Genomic DNA, 16,825 nt, shown 5'->3' on the forward strand with positions numbered 1-16,825 from the left:
TCACTGCATCTCTGCCGACAGGCGCTCGACGATCACCGCATCGCCGCTGTCTTTCGCCGCCGGCGCGATCCTCGCCCAGCTGTTCCAGCCCAAGCGCGGCGGATCGCCGGCCTGTCCGAGCTGGCAGAAGGGAACGTCCTCCTTCTTCAGGATGGCCTGGATGTCGAATTCGAGCGCCGAGCCGACATAGAGCCGCGTCAGCGCGAAGAGCTCGGTGATGGCGCGCCCGCCCGGTGCGAGCGAGAGGTAGTCGGCACAGCCGAGCGGACCGATGACGATGCGAAAACCGCCGCTGAAATCGTGGATCGCAGCACCCGCCGTCGCATTGACGCCAAGCTGGACGCCCTGCGGCTGACCCATGCGGCTGCGCTCTTCCGCCGGAATGGCCAGCCAGCGGCCGCGGAACAATTCGATCTCCACCGGCAGGCCGCTGAATTCGGCAAGCATGGCGCGGAGATTGACGGCATTGCGGTTGCGCGCGGCGAAGAAGCCGGAAAAACGCAGGATCAGCTCTTCGTCGACGCCGCTCTGTTCGACCAGCCGCTTGGTGCCGAAGCCGGTGAGCGAGAGCAGCGTGGTGACGAAGGCATTGCTGGACCAGGTGCCGCCCCAGCGCAGCCGCCGGGCGATGCGGTATTTCTCGCAGGCATCGGTGAAGAGTTCCGCCATCCGTGTGCCGAACAGGTCGAAGAAGCCCGCCAGCGCCCGCGACCGGTTGCGCTCCTCGCGCATGATCAGTTCGTTATAGGCCGAGGGCATCGAGCCGAGCGCCCCGACGAGACCGGCAAGCGCGCTGCGCACGATGGCGCGGCCGGCCTTGCGGCTGTATCCGCTGACCGCAAGCGGCGCCGGCGAGACGCCGACATGGGAGGCGACGTCAAGCCGTCCTTCGCCGACCGATGCCTGCGCGACGCGGAAAGCCGTCACCGGCTCGAAGCGGCCGGGGTCGCGTTCGAGCAGGTCGGTAAGCGCGTCTGGCTTGCTGGCGGCTTGCATGTCCATGATTGGCTGGCGGTCCTTTCCTCAGAGAAGCGGGCGTTCGGCGGCGCGTGCCGGCCATCGGGCGATCGGTCTCGATTGTCCCTTCATGCCGATGGTGAGCCGGGTGAAGCTGTTGACCGAGGTATAGAGGCTGAAGAAGCGGTCGAGCACGCTTCCGAACAGGAAGGCCGAAGGCCGGTCGATGGCGGCGGGATCGAATTCCAGCGTGACCTCGGTGCCGGGTACCATGCCGCCACTGCCGAGACGGGCGGTCGAATTGGCGGCCTTGATCCTGACCAGCGCGTCGACGAATTGCTTGGTCTCGGGGCTGTCGCGGAAAGCGTAGAGCGACAGGATATCTTTCAGCGCAGCACCCTCATTGTCGAAGAGCGAGAGATGGTTGAGCACGAGATGCGAGATCAGCCGCCAGTTCCGGCCTTCCTGGTCGTTCATCCGCACCGAGGGCGTCGGCGGGATCAGCGCCTCGACGCCTGCTACCGCCTCATGGCCGGAGGCAAGCTGCAGGAAGGGATGGCCGCCGCCGAAGGGAAGCTGTTCCGGCAGGTCGCGGTTGAGGCAGAGCGTGTCGACGCTTGCGACCGCATCGACGGGACCCGCGGAGCGGCGCTGCCGGTCGACGAAGGCGATATCCATGTCGCTGGTCCTGTCGTCTTCGTCGAAACGACGATAGGCCTGCCAGTAGGTCGCGCTCGTGCCTGCCCGCTGCGACCGTCCGAAGAACGGCTGGCAGAACTCCTCCTGGCCGCGCGATCCGGTGAGCAGAACGCGGTCGATCGAATAGATCTCGCGGGTCTTCTGGCGCCGCGCATCGGGCAGAAGGCGGTATTCCGTGCGGGTGCCGTCGATGGCGATCGGCTCGCAGACCTGGCGAAAAAGGTTGACGACGGGCGTCGCATTGAGGGCGAAATCGCGGACCGACACTGCCCGTTCGAGCTTCGCGTCGCTTTCCCTGAGATAGACGAAGAGTTCCAGCGTCTCGCCCGTCCAGGCGTCGAGTCCGTCGATATCGAGAAACAGAAACTTCCGGGGCAGCGCGAAAAATTCGGTGAGCAGCCGGTAGCCGGTGAAGCTCGGCGCCGGATAGGGCAGCATCGCCTCTTCGGGCTCGAAGCCGACAGGCTTGAGATTGCCAGCCGGCAGGAAGACCGGCGAGCGGTCATCGGCATGTTTGGCAAGCGCGATGCCGAGCGTGTGATTGGCAAGCAGTTCGTAGATCGCCACCGCCTGCTGCCAGGGGGAGGGAATGTGCAGGCGCAGCCGGCTGATGCCGAGGCTGCCGAGAGGCTTTCGGGCATCCAGGGAGCGAATGGAAAGCCGGAGGCAGCCGGCAACCCCGGCGTGGGGCGAAACCGGCGCATTGATCGGCTGGCCGGAAAGGCTGGCGCCTGTCATTTCGATCGGCGCCATCTCGACGTCCTGCGTGGTGCGGAAGCGGCAGGCTTCCCCTCTCACCGGCTCTGCCAGCACCTCAGTATGGCGCGGCACGGTCTGGACGGAGGCGAGCGTATCGCTTGGCCGGAACCTGACGATGCTCATCGAGGGCAGCGGCGCGAGATAATGCGGATAGAGCGTTTCGAGCAGGCCGTCGGTCAGTTCGGGAAATTCGTCGTCCAGCTTCTGGCGGACGCGGGCGGCCGAATAGGCGAAACTCTGGATCAGGCGTTCCACATGCGGATCGTCGGCGACGTCGCCGGTCATACGCAGCCGGCCGGCGATCTTCGGGAAGGCATCGGCAAAGCGCGCGGCGCGGCGGCGCAGCGCCAGCAGTTCCTCATTGTAACGGTGGAGGAAACCTTCAGCCATTGCCTGCCTCCACGAGGAAGCGCTGGGTCGACGGATCGATAGTCGATTCGAAGCTGATCGGCGGCATGCCTTCATGCAGGCGGAAGGTCGCCTGGATGCGCATGCGCAGCGCCCGCTCGGTCATCGTCCGGCTTTTCAGGATCGTCACCCTGACATCGGCAAGCCGCGTCTCGAACAGCGCGATCCGCCGCTCGATCGCTGCCGCCAGCCTGAGCTTAGCCTGGTCGGTCATCAGATTGGCCGAGACGATGCCGTCGACGCCGTAGCTCACCAGGGCGTCCTTCAGTTCGGAAAGCGCGGCCGGCGGGGTGGTCGGGGAGCGCCGTGTGTTGAGCAGCGCCTCCAGATCGCGGCGGATGGCCTCCCTGACCTCGCGGACCTGGTCGACGAAGCTCACCGGCGGATCGACGGCGCGATCCGGAGCCTCGTCGATCAGCCTGTCGAGGATCGAGCGGGCAAGGACGCGGTCGCGCAGCCGGTAGTGTTCGAGCGGATCAACCATGCGCGGCCTGCCGGCCGGCCGGGACTGCCGGTACGATCTCCAGACTTTGGGTATCGTGGAAGGAGACGAGTTCGTCACCGGCGAGATAGCAGCGCTGGCCGCGGCCGGTGGTGATGCCCGTGGGTTCTTCGATCCAATCGGTCTCGCGGCCGAGCCTGAGCGTCGCATCCTTGCCGGTGCCGTAATAGACCGCCGGCAGAAGCACCGACGCGGCCGCGCCGTCGACCAGCGTCAGTTCGGCGCGACGGAAGGCGAGATCACGCGGCCGGGCAATCGGCTCGATCGACAGCGCCGCGATCTTGGCGAAGTCGATCCAGAGATAGCCGCCGCCGGTCATGATGACTTCGAGAGCGTGCGGCGTGCGATCATCGAGGTCGCGGAAATCGGAGACCGCCTTGCCGTTCCAGATCAGCGGATGTTCGCCTCTGAGATTCTCCAGCGCATCGAGCTGGGTTCTCGTCTCTTCCGCATTGCCGTCGCGATGGGCGATGCCGAGGCGGATGGCGAGCTTGTCGAGCTTGCTCGGCCCCTGAGGAAATTCCGGCACGGCGCCGCTCATAAACCAGGCGTCGCGTGCCGCCATCGCCCGAAGTTCGTTGCGCAGCAAGGCGAAGCCCATCGTCGCGTCGGGAGAAAGCGTGGCCGCAAGACTGCATTGATTGTCGGCCCGCTCATAATCGCCGGCAAGCACGAGAAGATCGATATAGAGATGGCGCGCCTCCTGATCCGAGGGCTTGGCCTTCAGATGCGCCTTGGCCTCTTCGAGCGCCTCCTCAAGGGCATTGTCGCTGAGCGATTGGGCGATGCTGGCGGAAAGCGTCATGCGGACATCCTCTCGGGGATAGTGACCGGGCGGCTCAGGATCTGGCCCGTGGTTGCGGTCTCGGCGATGAGATGGAAGCTCGTGGCGACATCATCGAGCTGGAAATGCGGCTGCAGCCGGACCGTACAGGAGAAGCTGCCGGGCTTGCCCGGGATCTCGGCGACGCCAATGCCGGCGGAGCGCAGCGGAAACCGCGTGCGCAAGGCGATGTCGGCATCGTCATTTCCGAGCGTATAGGCGGTCAGCCAATCCATAAGCTTGCGCTCGATCGAGATCGCATCGGAGAGCTGGCCGATTTCGTCGCGCATGATGACCTTGAGATAATGCGCGAAGCGCGAGGCGCAGAGCACATATTGCAGCATGGCGGCGAGGCGGGCGTTTTGGCGGGCATGCTCGTTGGAATAATGCGGCGGCGCATGCAGCGACTGATTGGAATTGAAGATCGCCGAAGAGGAGAGATAGGTGGTGGCGGCAGGAATGATGCCGAGCTCGCAGAGCTGCTGCTCCTGGCCGCTGGTCAGGTGGATTTCCACCGGCGCCTGGGCGGATAGTCCGTTGCTCTCCGTGCCGAAATCATAAGGCGGCAATTCGGCTGCGCTCAGCAGGCCGCCGTCGACCGCATCCTGCGTGACGCCGCGGATATCGGCGAACCAGCCGGAGGTGATGAAATTGCGGATGACGACGGTCCCAAAGGCAAAAGCGGCGTTGCCCCAGAGGAGCGAACTGCCATCGGCGGCGATGCTTTCGCGGAAGGGAAAGCCGTCGTTGCGACCCCGCGCATGCGGCGTCAGCGGCGAGCGCATCAGGACGCGCGGGGCGGCAAGCCCGAGGAAACGCGAATCCTCGCTGGCGCGAAGGCTGTTCCAGCGGATGCGGGCCGTCTCGGTGGCGAGCCAGGAAAAGTCGCTGACGCGGTTCAGCTCGTGAAAGTCCTCAAGCCCGATCGACAACGGCGCGGCACCGGCGACGAAAGGGCAGAAAGCAGCGGCGGCCACCATGCCGATCTGCGACAGTGTGCTGACGGGATCGCCGTCGGCGGGATCGGCGGGAGAAAGATGATAATCGCCGATCAGCAGACCGAAGGGCTCGCCGCCCGGCATGCCGAATTCGCGGCTGTAGATCAGTTCGAAGAGGTGGCTCTGGTCGAAGTCGCTGGCGCGCTCCATGCTGCGCGCGAGCTCGCGCCAGCTGACACTGAGCAGCTTGACCTTCACCTCGCCGCTGCGGCTTGCCTCGCGCACGAGCATGGCAAGGCCCAGCCATCTCGCCTCCATCGCCTGAAAATCGGGATGGTGGAGGATGGCATTGACTTGCCTGTTCAGTGCCTCGTCGATCAGCGTAATCAGCTGATCCGCCCGGCGCCGCCATTCAGTGCTGGAACCCATCGTTCGACCTGACCAAATGTTTCGGAAGAGTTTGGCGCGGCGGTTTCAGCCGCGCCGGACCCTGATGTCATCAGTTCTTCGAAGGAATCCGGGCGACCATGCGCAGCGAGGTCGTCAATTCCTCCATCTGCAGCCACGGGCGCATCCAGGCGACGGCATTGTAGGCACCCGGCCTGCCGGGAATTTCCTGGACGGTGACCTTTGCCTCGCGCAGCGGATATTTCGCCCGCGACTCCTCGCCGGCGTCGTCATTGGCGTTGACATAGTTGGAGATCCAGCGATTGAGCCAGGCCTCGCAATCTTCCGCTTCCATGAAGGAGCCGATCTTATCGCGGCCCATCACCTTGAGGTAATGCGCAAAGCGCGAGGTCGCCATCATATAGGGCAGGCGAGCGGAAACGGCCGCATTGGCGGTTGCCTCGGGCCGGTCGTAGAGTTTTGGCCGGTGCGCGGTCTGCGCTCCGAAGAATACGGCATAGTCGGTATTCTTGTAGTGGCAGAGCGGCAGGAAGCCGAGCTTGCCGAGTTCGGCGTCGCGGCGATCGGTGATGCCGACTTCGGTCGGGCATTTCAGGTCGAGGTCGCCGTCGTCGCTGGAGAAGATGTGCATCGGCAGGCCCTCGACCTTGCCGCCGTTCTCAGCCCCGCGAATGGCCGTGCACCAGCCGTTCTTGGCGAAGGCTTCGGTCAGCCGCGTGCCCATGACATAGGCCGCGTTCATCCAGCAGTAGGAGCCGTGCGGCAGTTCGCCGGTCTTGGAACCGCCGGTCTCGTCGAAATTGAACTCCTCGATCGGGCTGGTCTTCGGCCCGTAGGGCATGCGGGCCAGCACGCGCGGCATGGCGAGCGTCACGAAGCGGGAATCGTCGCTCTCGCGCAGACTGCGCCACTTGGCATATTCCACCGTCTCGAAGATCTTTTCGAGATCGCGCGGTTTTGCGAGCTCGCGGAAATCCTCGAAGCCGAACATGCGCGGGCTGGCGGCCGAGATGAACGGCGCGAAGGCGGCGGCCGCGATCATCGACACGCCCTGCAGAAGCTGGACGTCGTCGAAGGAATTGTCGAATTCATAATCGCCGATCAGCGCGCCCATCGGTTCGCCGCCCGGTGTGCCGAACTCGTCTTCATAAACCGACTTGAAAAGCCTGGACTGGTCGAATTCGACGGCCTTGGCCAGATCCTTGGCGACATCGCGCTTGGAGGCGTTGAGCACGCGGATCTTCAGATTGGCACTGGTCTCGCTGTTCTTGACCAGATAGTTCAAGCCGCGCCAAGCGCCTTCGAGCTTGGTGAACTCAGGCGACTGCATGATTGCCGCAAGCTGGCTCGAGATCGCCTTGTCGATCTCGGCAATGGCATTGTTCAGGGTGATCGTCAGATTGCGATCATAGGTGACGGTGCCCTTGAGGGCTTGGTCGGTCAGCGTGCGCAGCAGATCCTGCGCACGGTCGGGCTCGGTCTGGCGGGTTGCCGCAACGACCTTCGAGAGCAGGTTCTCATCAGGCGCGAACCCTGCCTCTTCCTTTGTCTGCAATTGCGTTTCAGCAGTCATCTATCGATCCTTTTTGCGAAAGCGGCGGCCCTCGAAGCATGAGGGGTTCCCTTCAAAAGGGGCCGCGCCGGACAACGACTTTTCAGGAATTGAGCGCGCGGGCCGCGATCGGCCCGCGATCCCAGACACTCAGTTCAGTACGTCCTTCGTCTCTTCGGACTTGCCGCCGCCAAGCTGGGCCACCAGCTGCGAGAGATCGGCCTTGTTCTGCAGGATGTCTTCCAGCAGGCGCTCGAGTTCGTCGGAGCGGTCCGCCTTGCTCATCAGGTCGCGCAGCTGGTTGCGCGCGTTGAGCAGGGCCTTCAGCGCCGGCACCTGATCGACGACCGCGCCGGGTTCGAAATCGGCCATGCTTTCGAATTTCAGCGAAACCGGCAGCTCGGTTCCGTTCTTCTCCAGGGTGTTTTCGACCGAGAGGGTGAGACCCGGCGTCATGCGGCGCATGACGTCGTCGAAGTTGTCGCGGTCGATCTGCACGAACTTGCGCTCGCCGAAAGCCTTGAGCGGCTGCGTCGGGTTGCCGGAGAAATCGCCGAGCACGCCGACGACGAAAGGCAGCTCCTTCACCACCATCGCGCCTTCGGTTTCGACTTCGTATTTGATGTGGACCCGCGGCTTGCGAACCCGTTCCAGTTTCTCATGCACACTTGCCATCGAGGCTCTCCTTCGTCTCATCGGCGGATTGCGAATTGAGGTGCTTCGGATTGCGGCCGGAAAGCCCGGCCGTAATCCGCTAGCCTCCCTTGTCGGTTGCGGGCTGAATGCCGGCCGCCGTCAGCACGGCATTGCGTGTGTGCTGTTCGGGCAGAAGCTCGGCAAGAAGCTCGGAAAAATCCATGCGGCCCCGACGCACCAGCGTCTCGATCGACATGGAGATCGGCGAATGGGGTTCCGTGCGGCGGAAATAGCGCGCAACGGCGATCAGAAGTTCGAAGGCCTCTTCCCGCGACCGAATCGCCTCAGCGCCGACAGGCCGCGTGCGAACGGCCTCGGCCTCACCGGCATCGCCTGTCTGCCGCGGCTCCAGCCCTTGCGCAGCAGGCGTTTCAGGTATGGCCGGCGAAGCTTCGAGCCCGGCGATCATCCGGATTGCAGATGCGGCCTCCTGCAAAGCATTGCGTGTATTCGAACTCGGCGGCGCCTGGTCGCCGCAATGTTGGTCAAGTATTTCGACCATGCGATCGAAAGCGGCGATGCACTCGGTCAGCACTCCGAGATAGGCTGACATCTGAGCGACACCGGCTTCTGCTGCTGCCTGCTGCAATTCCTTGCGCCGTTCGGTTTCGTTCGGCCGCTGCGAAAGCTGGAAATCCCAAAGCGAAAATTGTGCGAACTTCCCGTCCGGGATCAACGATGTCAAACGAATAGCCTGGATGAGGGTGCCTTCGCCGCCCACGCCGTTGAGGCCTGCGAAGGGCGCGAACCGTTCCTCGAAATCGCCGTCCCCAATCGAATGCAAAGCGTCGAAATACTTGTCCAAAAGCGACGCGGTTGCAACGTAAACGTCGCGCAATCCTGAGAAGCCGCGCAGCCGCAACTGTGCCTCCGCAAGCCAGGCCAATACTTCGATATCCTTGCTTTTGGAAGAAAGGATTTGCAATCCAAGATTGCTAACATCGTGCCAGGCAGGTGCAAGCGAAATAACGTCACCGGGGGAAATACTACGTTCGGCTGTACGGGCGGCGTTTCTTGCATCCTTAATTCTATAGTATATTTCACGAGACGAAGTATTAATTCGCACGTTTTCTCCGCACGGGCGGTCTTTCTCAAGTGGGTCTATAATTTCGTCGACGTTCACGCGGTTAAATACCTCAAAAATAAGAGCATCCTGCAGAGATTTCGCATTTTGGGCGGCCTGTATTGGCTTGTCAACCATCTCCGGATGATGACGGATTTATGACGAATTTCGATATGCTCATTTTTTAAAATAGAGTTGTTTTTCTTCTGGACAAGGGTTTATGAGCGCCCTAGTTGTTTCTTCGCATCACGAGAGCGCGCTGAATTTCGACGTAAAAACAGGACTAACGGATGTCCCATATCGATCTCAATCGTCTGATAAGAACGCTTGAGCCCAATCTACGTGTCGGTCTTGAGACAGCGGCTTCGCTTGCCGTGCGTCACCAGCACGCTGTCGTGGACATCGCCCACTGGCTGCGCTCCCTGCTTGATATTGCGGGCTTTTCCGCCGTTTTCGAAGACCTCGGAGTCTCTTCCGCGGCGCTGCGGACCGAGCTCGATGCGGCAATCGCCGACATCGCGCGGGAGGATGGCGCCGCACTTGCGCTCTCGCCCAACCTGCTGGCTCTTGGCCGCGAATCCTTTCTGGTTGCATCGCTGCAATGCGGGCGCAATGTCGTGCTGCTTGCCGATCTGCTTGCTGCACTGCTGAGCGATCCGGCATTGCGTGCGCTTATCCGCGGCATTGCCCCATCGCTGCGTAATCTCGACAGAGCCATGCTCGATCGGTTGCTGGTGCAGGCGGCATCCGATCCGTCGGAACCGCTTTCCGTGCCGGCCGTGGCGGCCGGAGATAATGAATTCCTGCGGCTCTATACCCGCGATATGACCGCGGATGCCCGCGCCGGCCGCACCGACCCGGTCATCGGGCGCGACCGCGAGCTGCGGCAGGTGATCGATATCCTGATGCGCCGGCGGCAGAACAATCCGATCCTCGTCGGCGAAGCGGGCGTCGGCAAGACCGCGGTGGCCGAAGCGCTGGCGTTGGAGATTGCCGGCGGCAACGTGCCGGCCCGGCTGAAGGATGTGAAGCTGCTGCTCCTGGATCTCAGCTTGCTGCAGGCCGGCGCCGGCGTCAAAGGCGAGTTCGAGCGGCGGCTGCATGGCGTCGTCGATGCGGTGAAGACTTCCGCGCAGCCGATCATCCTGTTCATAGACGAGGCGCATGGGCTGATCGGCGCCGGCGGACAGGCAGGGCAGGGCGATGCCGCCAATATCCTGAAGCCGGCTTTGGCGCGGGGCGAACTGCGCACGATCGCGGCGACGACCTGGAGCGAATACAAACGCTTCATCGAGAAGGACGCCGCCCTTACCCGCCGCTTCCAGACCGTGCATGTCCGCGAGCCGGACGAGGAGGCGGCGATCCGCATGCTGCGCGGCGTGGCGGAAGGCCTGAAAGCCCATCACAAGGTTCGCATCCGCGACGAGGCGATCGTCGCCGCCGTCCGGCTTTCGGCGCGGTATATCCCGGACCGGCAGCTTCCCGACAAGGCGATCAGCCTGATCGACACGGCCGCTGCCGCCGTGGCGCTGGCGCGCCAGACGGTGCCGGAGGCGCTGAAGCTGCTGACCGACGAGCGTGATCTTCTGGAAGCCGAGGCAAACTGGCTGGCACGCGAACCGGAGACGCCGGAAAAGCGCGCCCGCCTGGAAGGCATCGCCGCCAAGCAGCAGGAGATCGTCTCGGAAATCGAAGCGCTCCGGTCGAAATTCGACGAAGAAAACCGGCTGGTCCGCGAGGCCGACCGGCTGGAGGAATTCTTCTCGCCGGACGACGCCGTCACCCCGCTGGCGCCGGCCGACAATTCAGGCGACGGCACGAATGTGGCGCCTTTCCCGCCGCAGGCGATGACCGCCGAAAGCGCCCGGGCAGCCCTTGCCGCAACCGAACGGAGCCTTGCGGCGGTGGTGGACCAGACGCCGCTGCTGCCGCGCGTCGTCGACAAGGAAGTCGTTGCCGCCGTCGTCGCCCGCTGGACCGGGATCCCCTTGGGCAAACTGCTCGCCGACCAGATCGAGACGGTCAAGACGCTCGATATCAGGCTGAAAGAAAGAGTGCTCGGCCAGGACGCGGCGATCGAACGGATTGCTTCGGCCATGCGGGCGGCCCGCGCCGGGCTTAACGATCCGCGCCGGCCGCCGGCCGTTTTCCTGCTCACCGGCATGTCCGGGACCGGCAAGACCGAAACGGCGCTGTCGCTTGCCGACATGCTCTATGGCGGCAGCCGGTATCTGACGACCATCAACATGTCCGAGTTCAAGGAGGAGCATAAGATTTCCATGCTCCTCGGCTCGCCCCCCGGCTATGTCGGTTACGGCGAAGGCGGCGTGCTCACCGAAGCGGTGCGGCGCAGGCCCTACGGCGTGCTGCTGCTCGACGAGATCGACAAGGCGCATCCGGGCGTTCAGGAAATCTTCTACCAGGTGTTCGACAAGGGAACGCTGCGCGACGGCGAAGGCCGGGACATTGATTTCAAGAACACCACCATCGTCATGACGGCGAATACCGGCTCGGAAATGATCGCCGCCCTTTCCGCCGATCCCGACACCATGCCGGAAGGCGAGGCGCTCGAAGCGCTGCTGCTGCCGGAATTGCAGAAGCATTTCAAGCCGGCCTTCCTCGGCCGCACGATGGTGATGCCCTTCATGCCGCTTGGACCCGAGACGCTGTCCGGCATCGTCGATATCCAGATCGGCCGCATCCGCGAGCGGGTCGGCGTCACATACGGAACGGCGCTTTCACTGTCGCCGGAGGCCCGTGATGCGCTGATTTCGCGCGCGCGCACCAGCGAGATGGGCGCCCGCGCGATCGAGGTGATGATCGCCCGCGACCTCTTGCCCGTTCTTTCAACGTTTTTCCTCGATGCCGTCGCGGCGGGGAAGAAAATGACGGGGATCACCATCGGATATGACGGGCAACGCTTCGGGCTCGATGCCGAAGAGGCTGCCCCGCAGAAATTCGACACGCCGGGGGAAAGCCGGTTGTCGGATGAAGTAGCCCCGAGCCGCAAGCGCACTCGGGGAGCAGGAAGAAGAAAGGCAACTACGCCTTAGACGCAACTAGGCACTCAACCGCCAACAGGAGAGCTTACAGAATGCCGATTTATCTTCAGATCGACGGTATCCAGGGCGATGCTACCCACGAACAGCATCGCAAGTGGATGGATATCGAAGCCATCCACTGGAATGTCGCCCGCAACATGAACACCTCCGCGGGTTCGGCGGCAAACCGCGAAGCTTCCGAGCCGACCGTTTCGGAAGTGATCCTCACCAAGGTCAGCGACTCCTCGTCGACCAAGCTTTTCCAGGAGGCCTGCTCGGGCCGTACCGGCAAGCGCTCCGTCATCCATCTGGTCACGACCGGCAATCCGGGCGACACCTACATCGAATATTCGCTCGAGAACACGCTGATCGCCAGCTACTCGATCGATTCCAACGGTGACCGCCCCGTCGAGACGATCAAGCTGAACTTCACCAAGATGGAAGTGAAGTACACGCCTTACGACGACAAGCACTCGCCGCAGTCGCCGATGATCGCCTCTTACGATCTCGCGACCACCAAGGCCGCTTAAGGCTTCTCAATATCGGCAGTGCCAGCCTTGCCGCTGGCACTGCGCCCATATTTCCGTTGCCTTCCCCCACCCGGAGCAGGCGATGAAGCAGGCTGTTTTCGAGAGACATTTTTGCGCTTTGGACAATGGAGATGATCGTGTCGGCTGCAATTGATCGTTTGAACGATATTCTTGTGGAATTGCCCAAATACAAATCCCAATGGGAGACGAACGTCGCCAGTCCCTATGTCAGGGCTTACGATCTCGCCATCGACAATTTCCAGAAAACCACGAAAGCCCAGGAGGCCCGTGACCGGATGCTGGCCGAGCTCTTCGTGTTTTCCGCGTCGGTCCTGACCGGCAGCATCATGATGGCCGCCTTTGCCACCACCTCGGTGCGTGTGCTGGCGGGCCGCGCCGCGCTGAGTGTGATCTGCAACAACAACCTCAACCGCACCTTCGACCTGATGCATGCCGCCGCCAACAGCAAGCCGGTGATGTTTGCGCTCGGCGGTGTGCTCGACGAGGCCAAGAAACTTGCCAACAAGCAGGTGACCAGCGCTGCCGAGAAACTGACGAGCAGCGCGTCGATCGCCTCTGCGCCGACCGCGCTCAATTTCATGACGCGGATCAGGGATTTCATCGACACCAACCACATCTGCGTACATGAGTTCGTCAGGGGCGTGCAGCACGACAATTCGATCAGCGAGGCCAACAAATCCAGGCTTGCCGATCTGGTCGGCAAGACGCCGTTCTGCAACCCGCCGGAGAGCCGGCGGGTGGACGAAAACCGCCTCTCCCAGAAGATGGAGCTCCTGTTCTACATGAGCGCCGTTCTGGATTCCGACAAGCTCGTGACCTACGTTCCGGCTACCGGCGGGACCGTCGGCGGCGCCGGCCGGGATATCCAATACAGCAAGAACGCCATTCCGCAGATGCCCTCGGCATCGGATTATCCGAAGGCCACTTCGCCCCGCTTTATCGGCCGGCCGCTGCAGCCTTTCGAACCCGGGCAGCGTGTCGAATACGACAATATCGGATCGGTCGTCCGCGAGCGCATAAACACGCTCAGCCGCCTTACCGGCAATTCCTCCTTCTATCCCGAGCAGAATTTTGCCGAAAAGCTGCTGATCGACCCCACTGGCAGCACGCAGATGGTGAAGGCGGAGCAGATCATCAACCGCCTTTCCACCGAAGCGCGACCGAAGCAGCTCACCGATGTCAGGATGATATAAGGCGGTGCCGATGCTGTTGACGGGTCTTCTAAAGCCATCCGGATTGGCGCGGCGTATGCGATGGCCGCTGGCGGCCGCCGCTCTCGCCTGCGTCATGGCGGCAAGTGCTGCCGGGATGGTCGGGGCGTCCGACTCCACCGATCAATCCCTGCTTCAGATCGAGGAGGTGTCTTCGCGCCTTTCCGGCACGCCCGCCGCTGTCGAAGATGTTTCTAAGGCCGCCACCGACCGGGGCATCCCCGAGACCTCCCAGGCGCGGCCCCTGCTTGAAGCGGCTGCACGGTCTTCCTTCAATGCTGACAGCATGCTTGCCGAAATATCGAAAGCCATCGGTGCGGCCGGCGGTGATGCTGCCGACCCCAAGGCTTTCGCCAAAGCGGCAGCGGCATTGAAAGAGGGGCAGGCAAAGATTGCCCGCATGTACCAGGCGCAGGATCAGGCAGCGGGCAAAGATATCGAAAGGCGTCTTGCCGATCCGGCTGACGGCCCGCGGATCAAAGAGCTTGCCGATCTGATGGCCGGCCCAGATCTTGCCGTGGAATCCGCTTTCACCGCGCAGCTGATGTATCTCTCGCTTGAGGCCCTTTCCAATACCGCTGCCGGGACATTGGCGTCCGCTTCTGAGGACAAGCTCAAATCCGAGATCAAGAGCGTGATCTCATCGCTGCGTTCGAAAAGCGAGAACGAGAAGCCGGTTCCCAAGGACATAGCGCGGGCGAACGAAAAGACGCGGCTTACCCTAGTGCTCGCCACCCTGTCGCCGGAAGATCTGTCGGTGCTGACGGATTTCTATCGAAGTGCGGGCGGAAAGGCCAAGCGCGGCGCGCTGGTCGAAAGTTACAAGCAGGCCTCCAATCAGGCCAATACCGACATGCTGGGGCACTTTTTCCAGGCACTGGCGGATTATCTCAAAACCCATCCTCGGCCGCAACAGCAGCAGTAATCGGCTTTCAAGACGGAACGTGATGTTATGGACGATTTGCAATCCCTGGCCGCCGATTTCATCCAGGCGAACCGTATTCTGAAGATCGTCTCGCCGCTCGGTGAGGACCAGCTTCTGCCGGAGCGGGTGACGATCGAGGAAGGTATTTCGTCGTTGTTTGAGATCAAGATTTCGGCGCGCGCCAAGAAACCGTCGGTCAACCCGGAGGAGCTGATCGGCCGGCTGATGGACGTCTCCGTCGAGGTGCAACAAGGCGACGGTGAGGGCGGCGTGCGCCGGCCGTTCAACGGCCTGGTGACCGAACTCAACGAGGGGCCGCCGATCACCCGCGGCCTTAGGTCTTATTCGATGGTCCTCAGGCCGCAGATGTGGCTGCTGTCGCGCCGGTCCGATTGCCGCATCTGGATGGACAAGACCTCGGTCGATATCGTCGAGACCCTGTTCTCAGAGCATGGCATCCCGGCGCCGGACACGTCAGGCGTCATCACGCCACCACCGCCGCAGCATTATTCGGTGCAGTGGAACGAAACCGACCTTGCTTTCCTCACCCGCCGTTTCGAGGAGGATGGCCTGTTCTATTGGTTCTCGCACGAGGACGGCAAACACAAGCTGCATGTGGCCGACAGCGCCCGCTCCTGGCTCGGCCCGTCGCCCTCGGCACAGGGCGAGGGCCAGGTCCGCCTGGCGCAGGGCTCGGCTGACCGCAACCACATCACCGAGTGGAGCCGGCGCTATTCCTATGTGCCGGGCCAGCGGGCCGGTGCCGACTGGAACTTCGAGACGCCGCGCATGGTGCCCGGCACCATGACGCCGTCGCTGGTGCAGATGCCGGAGGCGACCAAACGCGAGCTTTACGAATATCCGGCGCGCATTTCCTCCGTCGCTGAAGCCGAGCGGGCGGAAAAACTCAGGATGCAGGCCTCCGAGGCCGACCACGACCGGGTTTTCGGCGGCTCGACATCCCGCATCCTGGAGGCAGGACGCCGCTTCACCCCCTATGAAGTCGCCCATCCCGACCATGCCTATGAGGAGCATGTGGTGGTCAAGGCGACGCATACCGTCGTCGACCGCTCCTATGAGACCAACAGCAACGAGCCGGAGTACACCAATACCTTCGAGGCGGTGCCGTCGCGGGTATCGATGACGCCCCATCGCGAGACGAAGCGGCCGCGCATCGAAGGCACCCAGGTGGCAATCGTCGCCGGCCCATTCGGCGAGGAGATCCATCCCGACCAGTACGGCCGCATCAAGCTGTGGTTCCCCTGGGATCGCAAGGCCAAGAAGGACGGGTCGGACACCTGCTGGGTGCGCGTCAGCCAGGTCTGGGGCGGCGGCACCTGGGGCGCCCAGGTCATTCCGCGCATAGGCATGGAGGTGATGGTCGCCTTCGTCGACGGCGACCCCGACCGGCCGCTGGTGACAGGCGTGGTGCCGAACCCCGCCAATGCGGTCCCCTACGACCTGCCTGGTAACAAGACGCGCATGGTCATGCGCTCGAACACCCATAAAGGCACCGGCTTCAACGAAATGACCTTCGAAGACGAGGCCGGCCAGGAGAATATGTTCTTCCATGCCCAGAAGGACCAGACGACGCGGGTGCTGAACGACCGCATAAAGCGGGTGGACCGCCACGAGGTCTCTGCCATCGGCGCCAACCGGACGGTCGAAGTGGGCGGTAACCAGAAACACGAGGTTGGCGGCTCAATGAACACCGTCGTCGGCGGCACCGGGCCGATGGCGATGGCGCTGATGGGGGCGGTGAGCGGCCTCTCCGGACATACGGCGGGGCTGCTCTCGCAGGCCGGGCAGATTGCAGGCGGCGGCGGGGCCGGGCTTGCGGCCTTTGCCGGCACAGTTGCTTCCTCGGCCCTCGGGTTCCTCGGCGCCGGTGGGTTGGGCAGCCGCGAGGGTGTGGTGTCGGGGCCGTCGCCGAGAGCGGATGCCGGCACGGCGCTCGCCGGTTCCGGCACCGGTGTCGGCGATGCGGCCTCCGGCCTTTTCCCGCTGCCCGGCATCATGAACACCGTCGTCGGTGCCTTCAAATCCGACACGATCGGCATTGCGCGAGCCGAGCAGATCGGCATGAGCAAGGTGACCAATGTCGGTCAGACCTCACTCGAAAGTGTCGGCAAGTTCAAGAAGATCGCAGTCGGCGAGGAATTCGTCATCGAATGCGGCGATTCCAAATTCATCATGAAAGCCAATGGCGAAGTGATCATCCTCGGCAAGACGTTCAACTTCGTCGCTACCGAGCACTTCCAGATGCGCGGCAAGCCGATCGACCTGAACTGA

General features: G+C 63.1%; 13 protein-coding genes. 5 read left to right on the forward strand and 8 right to left on the reverse strand.

Translation table 11 applies throughout. The annotated features are described in order from the left end of the window. From tssG to tssA, 8 genes are all read right to left on the reverse strand, one after another. On the reverse strand, positions 1–1,002 hold the full coding sequence (gene tssG, locus BBJ66_RS31150) for a type VI secretion system baseplate subunit TssG (protein WP_071093000.1): 1,002 nt from the start codon (positions 1,000–1,002) through the stop codon (positions 1–3). 21 nt (positions 1,003–1,023) lie between these two features. Further along, positions 1,024–2,805: a type VI secretion system baseplate subunit TssF gene (gene tssF / locus BBJ66_RS31155; protein ID WP_071093002.1), complete on the reverse strand. Its 1,782-nt coding sequence runs from the start codon at positions 2,803–2,805 to the stop codon at positions 1,024–1,026. Beyond that, positions 2,798–3,307, reverse strand: coding sequence for a type VI secretion system baseplate subunit TssE (gene tssE, locus BBJ66_RS31160; RefSeq protein ID WP_071093004.1), 510 nt, complete (start codon positions 3,305–3,307; stop codon positions 2,798–2,800). The genes tssF and tssE overlap by 8 nt, the downstream gene beginning before the upstream one ends. After that, complete coding sequence (locus BBJ66_RS31165) at positions 3,300–4,130, reverse strand: type VI secretion system accessory protein TagJ (protein WP_071093006.1); 831 nt, start codon at positions 4,128–4,130, stop codon at positions 3,300–3,302. The genes tssE and BBJ66_RS31165 overlap by 8 nt, the downstream gene beginning before the upstream one ends. Then, on the reverse strand, positions 4,127–5,515 hold the full coding sequence (tssC, locus tag BBJ66_RS31170) for a type VI secretion system contractile sheath large subunit (protein ID WP_071093008.1): 1,389 nt from the start codon (positions 5,513–5,515) through the stop codon (positions 4,127–4,129). The genes BBJ66_RS31165 and tssC (BBJ66_RS31170) overlap by 4 nt, the downstream gene beginning before the upstream one ends. Positions 5,516–5,585: 70 nt before the next feature. Next, positions 5,586–7,067: a type VI secretion system contractile sheath large subunit gene (gene tssC, locus BBJ66_RS31175; RefSeq protein WP_049732064.1), complete on the reverse strand. Its 1,482-nt coding sequence runs from the start codon at positions 7,065–7,067 to the stop codon at positions 5,586–5,588. A gap of 129 nt (positions 7,068–7,196) precedes the next feature. After that, a complete protein-coding gene (gene tssB, locus BBJ66_RS31180) occupies positions 7,197–7,721 on the reverse strand; it encodes a type VI secretion system contractile sheath small subunit (RefSeq protein WP_049732063.1) in 525 nt (174 codons plus the stop codon). A gap of 79 nt (positions 7,722–7,800) precedes the next feature. Then, a complete protein-coding gene (tssA, locus tag BBJ66_RS31185) occupies positions 7,801–8,865 on the reverse strand; it encodes a type VI secretion system protein TssA (RefSeq protein ID WP_083335671.1) in 1,065 nt (354 codons plus the stop codon). 230 nt (positions 8,866–9,095) lie between these two features. Here tssA and tssH point away from each other — a divergent pair, with 230 nt between their 5' ends. The 5 genes from tssH (at position 9,096) to tssI (ending at position 16,825) form a co-directional block, all read left to right on the forward strand. Beyond that, the gene (tssH, locus tag BBJ66_RS31195) at positions 9,096–11,858 is read left to right on the forward strand and encodes a type VI secretion system ATPase TssH (RefSeq protein WP_071093014.1); all 2,763 of its coding nucleotides are present in this window, start codon (positions 9,096–9,098) and stop codon (positions 11,856–11,858) included. Positions 11,859–11,899: 41 nt separating this feature from the next. Next, positions 11,900–12,376: an Hcp family type VI secretion system effector gene (locus BBJ66_RS31200; RefSeq protein WP_003575677.1), complete on the forward strand. Its 477-nt coding sequence runs from the start codon at positions 11,900–11,902 to the stop codon at positions 12,374–12,376. A 131-nt stretch (positions 12,377–12,507) separates the two neighbouring features. Beyond that, on the forward strand, positions 12,508–13,590 hold the full coding sequence (locus BBJ66_RS31205; protein WP_210293460.1) for a hypothetical protein: 1,083 nt from the start codon (positions 12,508–12,510) through the stop codon (positions 13,588–13,590). A 10-nt stretch (positions 13,591–13,600) separates the two neighbouring features. After that, positions 13,601–14,533: a hypothetical protein gene (locus BBJ66_RS31210; RefSeq protein WP_071093016.1), complete on the forward strand. Its 933-nt coding sequence runs from the start codon at positions 13,601–13,603 to the stop codon at positions 14,531–14,533. Between the two features lie 27 nt (positions 14,534–14,560). Beyond that, entirely contained in the window at positions 14,561–16,825 is a 2,265-nt protein-coding gene (gene tssI / locus BBJ66_RS31215; RefSeq protein ID WP_071093018.1) for a type VI secretion system tip protein TssI/VgrG, read from the forward strand.

Source organism: Rhizobium sp. RSm-3, assembly GCF_001854685.1.
GTDB lineage: Bacteria > Pseudomonadota > Alphaproteobacteria > Rhizobiales > Rhizobiaceae > Rhizobium > Rhizobium ecuadorense.

Excerpts from the sequence above, each read along its gene's own strand:
- tssG (WP_071093000.1), bottom strand. The coding sequence starts at position 1,002 with ATGGACATGCAAGCCGCCAGCAAGCCAGACGCGCTTACCGACCTGCTC.
- tssF (WP_071093002.1), bottom strand. The coding sequence starts at position 2,805 with ATGGCTGAAGGTTTCCTCCACCGTTACAATGAGGAACTGCTGGCGCTG.
- tssE (WP_071093004.1), bottom strand. The coding sequence starts at position 3,307 with ATGGTTGATCCGCTCGAACACTACCGGCTGCGCGACCGCGTCCTTGCC.
- BBJ66_RS31165 (WP_071093006.1), bottom strand. The coding sequence starts at position 4,130 with ATGACGCTTTCCGCCAGCATCGCCCAATCGCTCAGCGACAATGCCCTT.
- tssC (WP_071093008.1), bottom strand. The coding sequence starts at position 5,515 with ATGGGTTCCAGCACTGAATGGCGGCGCCGGGCGGATCAGCTGATTACG.
- tssC (WP_049732064.1), bottom strand. The coding sequence starts at position 7,067 with ATGACTGCTGAAACGCAATTGCAGACAAAGGAAGAGGCAGGGTTCGCG.
- tssB (WP_049732063.1), bottom strand. The coding sequence starts at position 7,721 with ATGGCAAGTGTGCATGAGAAACTGGAACGGGTTCGCAAGCCGCGGGTC.
- tssH (WP_071093014.1), top strand. The coding sequence starts at position 9,096 with ATGTCCCATATCGATCTCAATCGTCTGATAAGAACGCTTGAGCCCAAT.
- BBJ66_RS31200 (WP_003575677.1), top strand. The coding sequence starts at position 11,900 with ATGCCGATTTATCTTCAGATCGACGGTATCCAGGGCGATGCTACCCAC.
- BBJ66_RS31205 (WP_210293460.1), top strand. The coding sequence starts at position 12,508 with ATGATCGTGTCGGCTGCAATTGATCGTTTGAACGATATTCTTGTGGAA.
- BBJ66_RS31210 (WP_071093016.1), top strand. The coding sequence starts at position 13,601 with ATGCTGTTGACGGGTCTTCTAAAGCCATCCGGATTGGCGCGGCGTATG.
- tssI (WP_071093018.1), top strand. The coding sequence starts at position 14,561 with ATGGACGATTTGCAATCCCTGGCCGCCGATTTCATCCAGGCGAACCGT.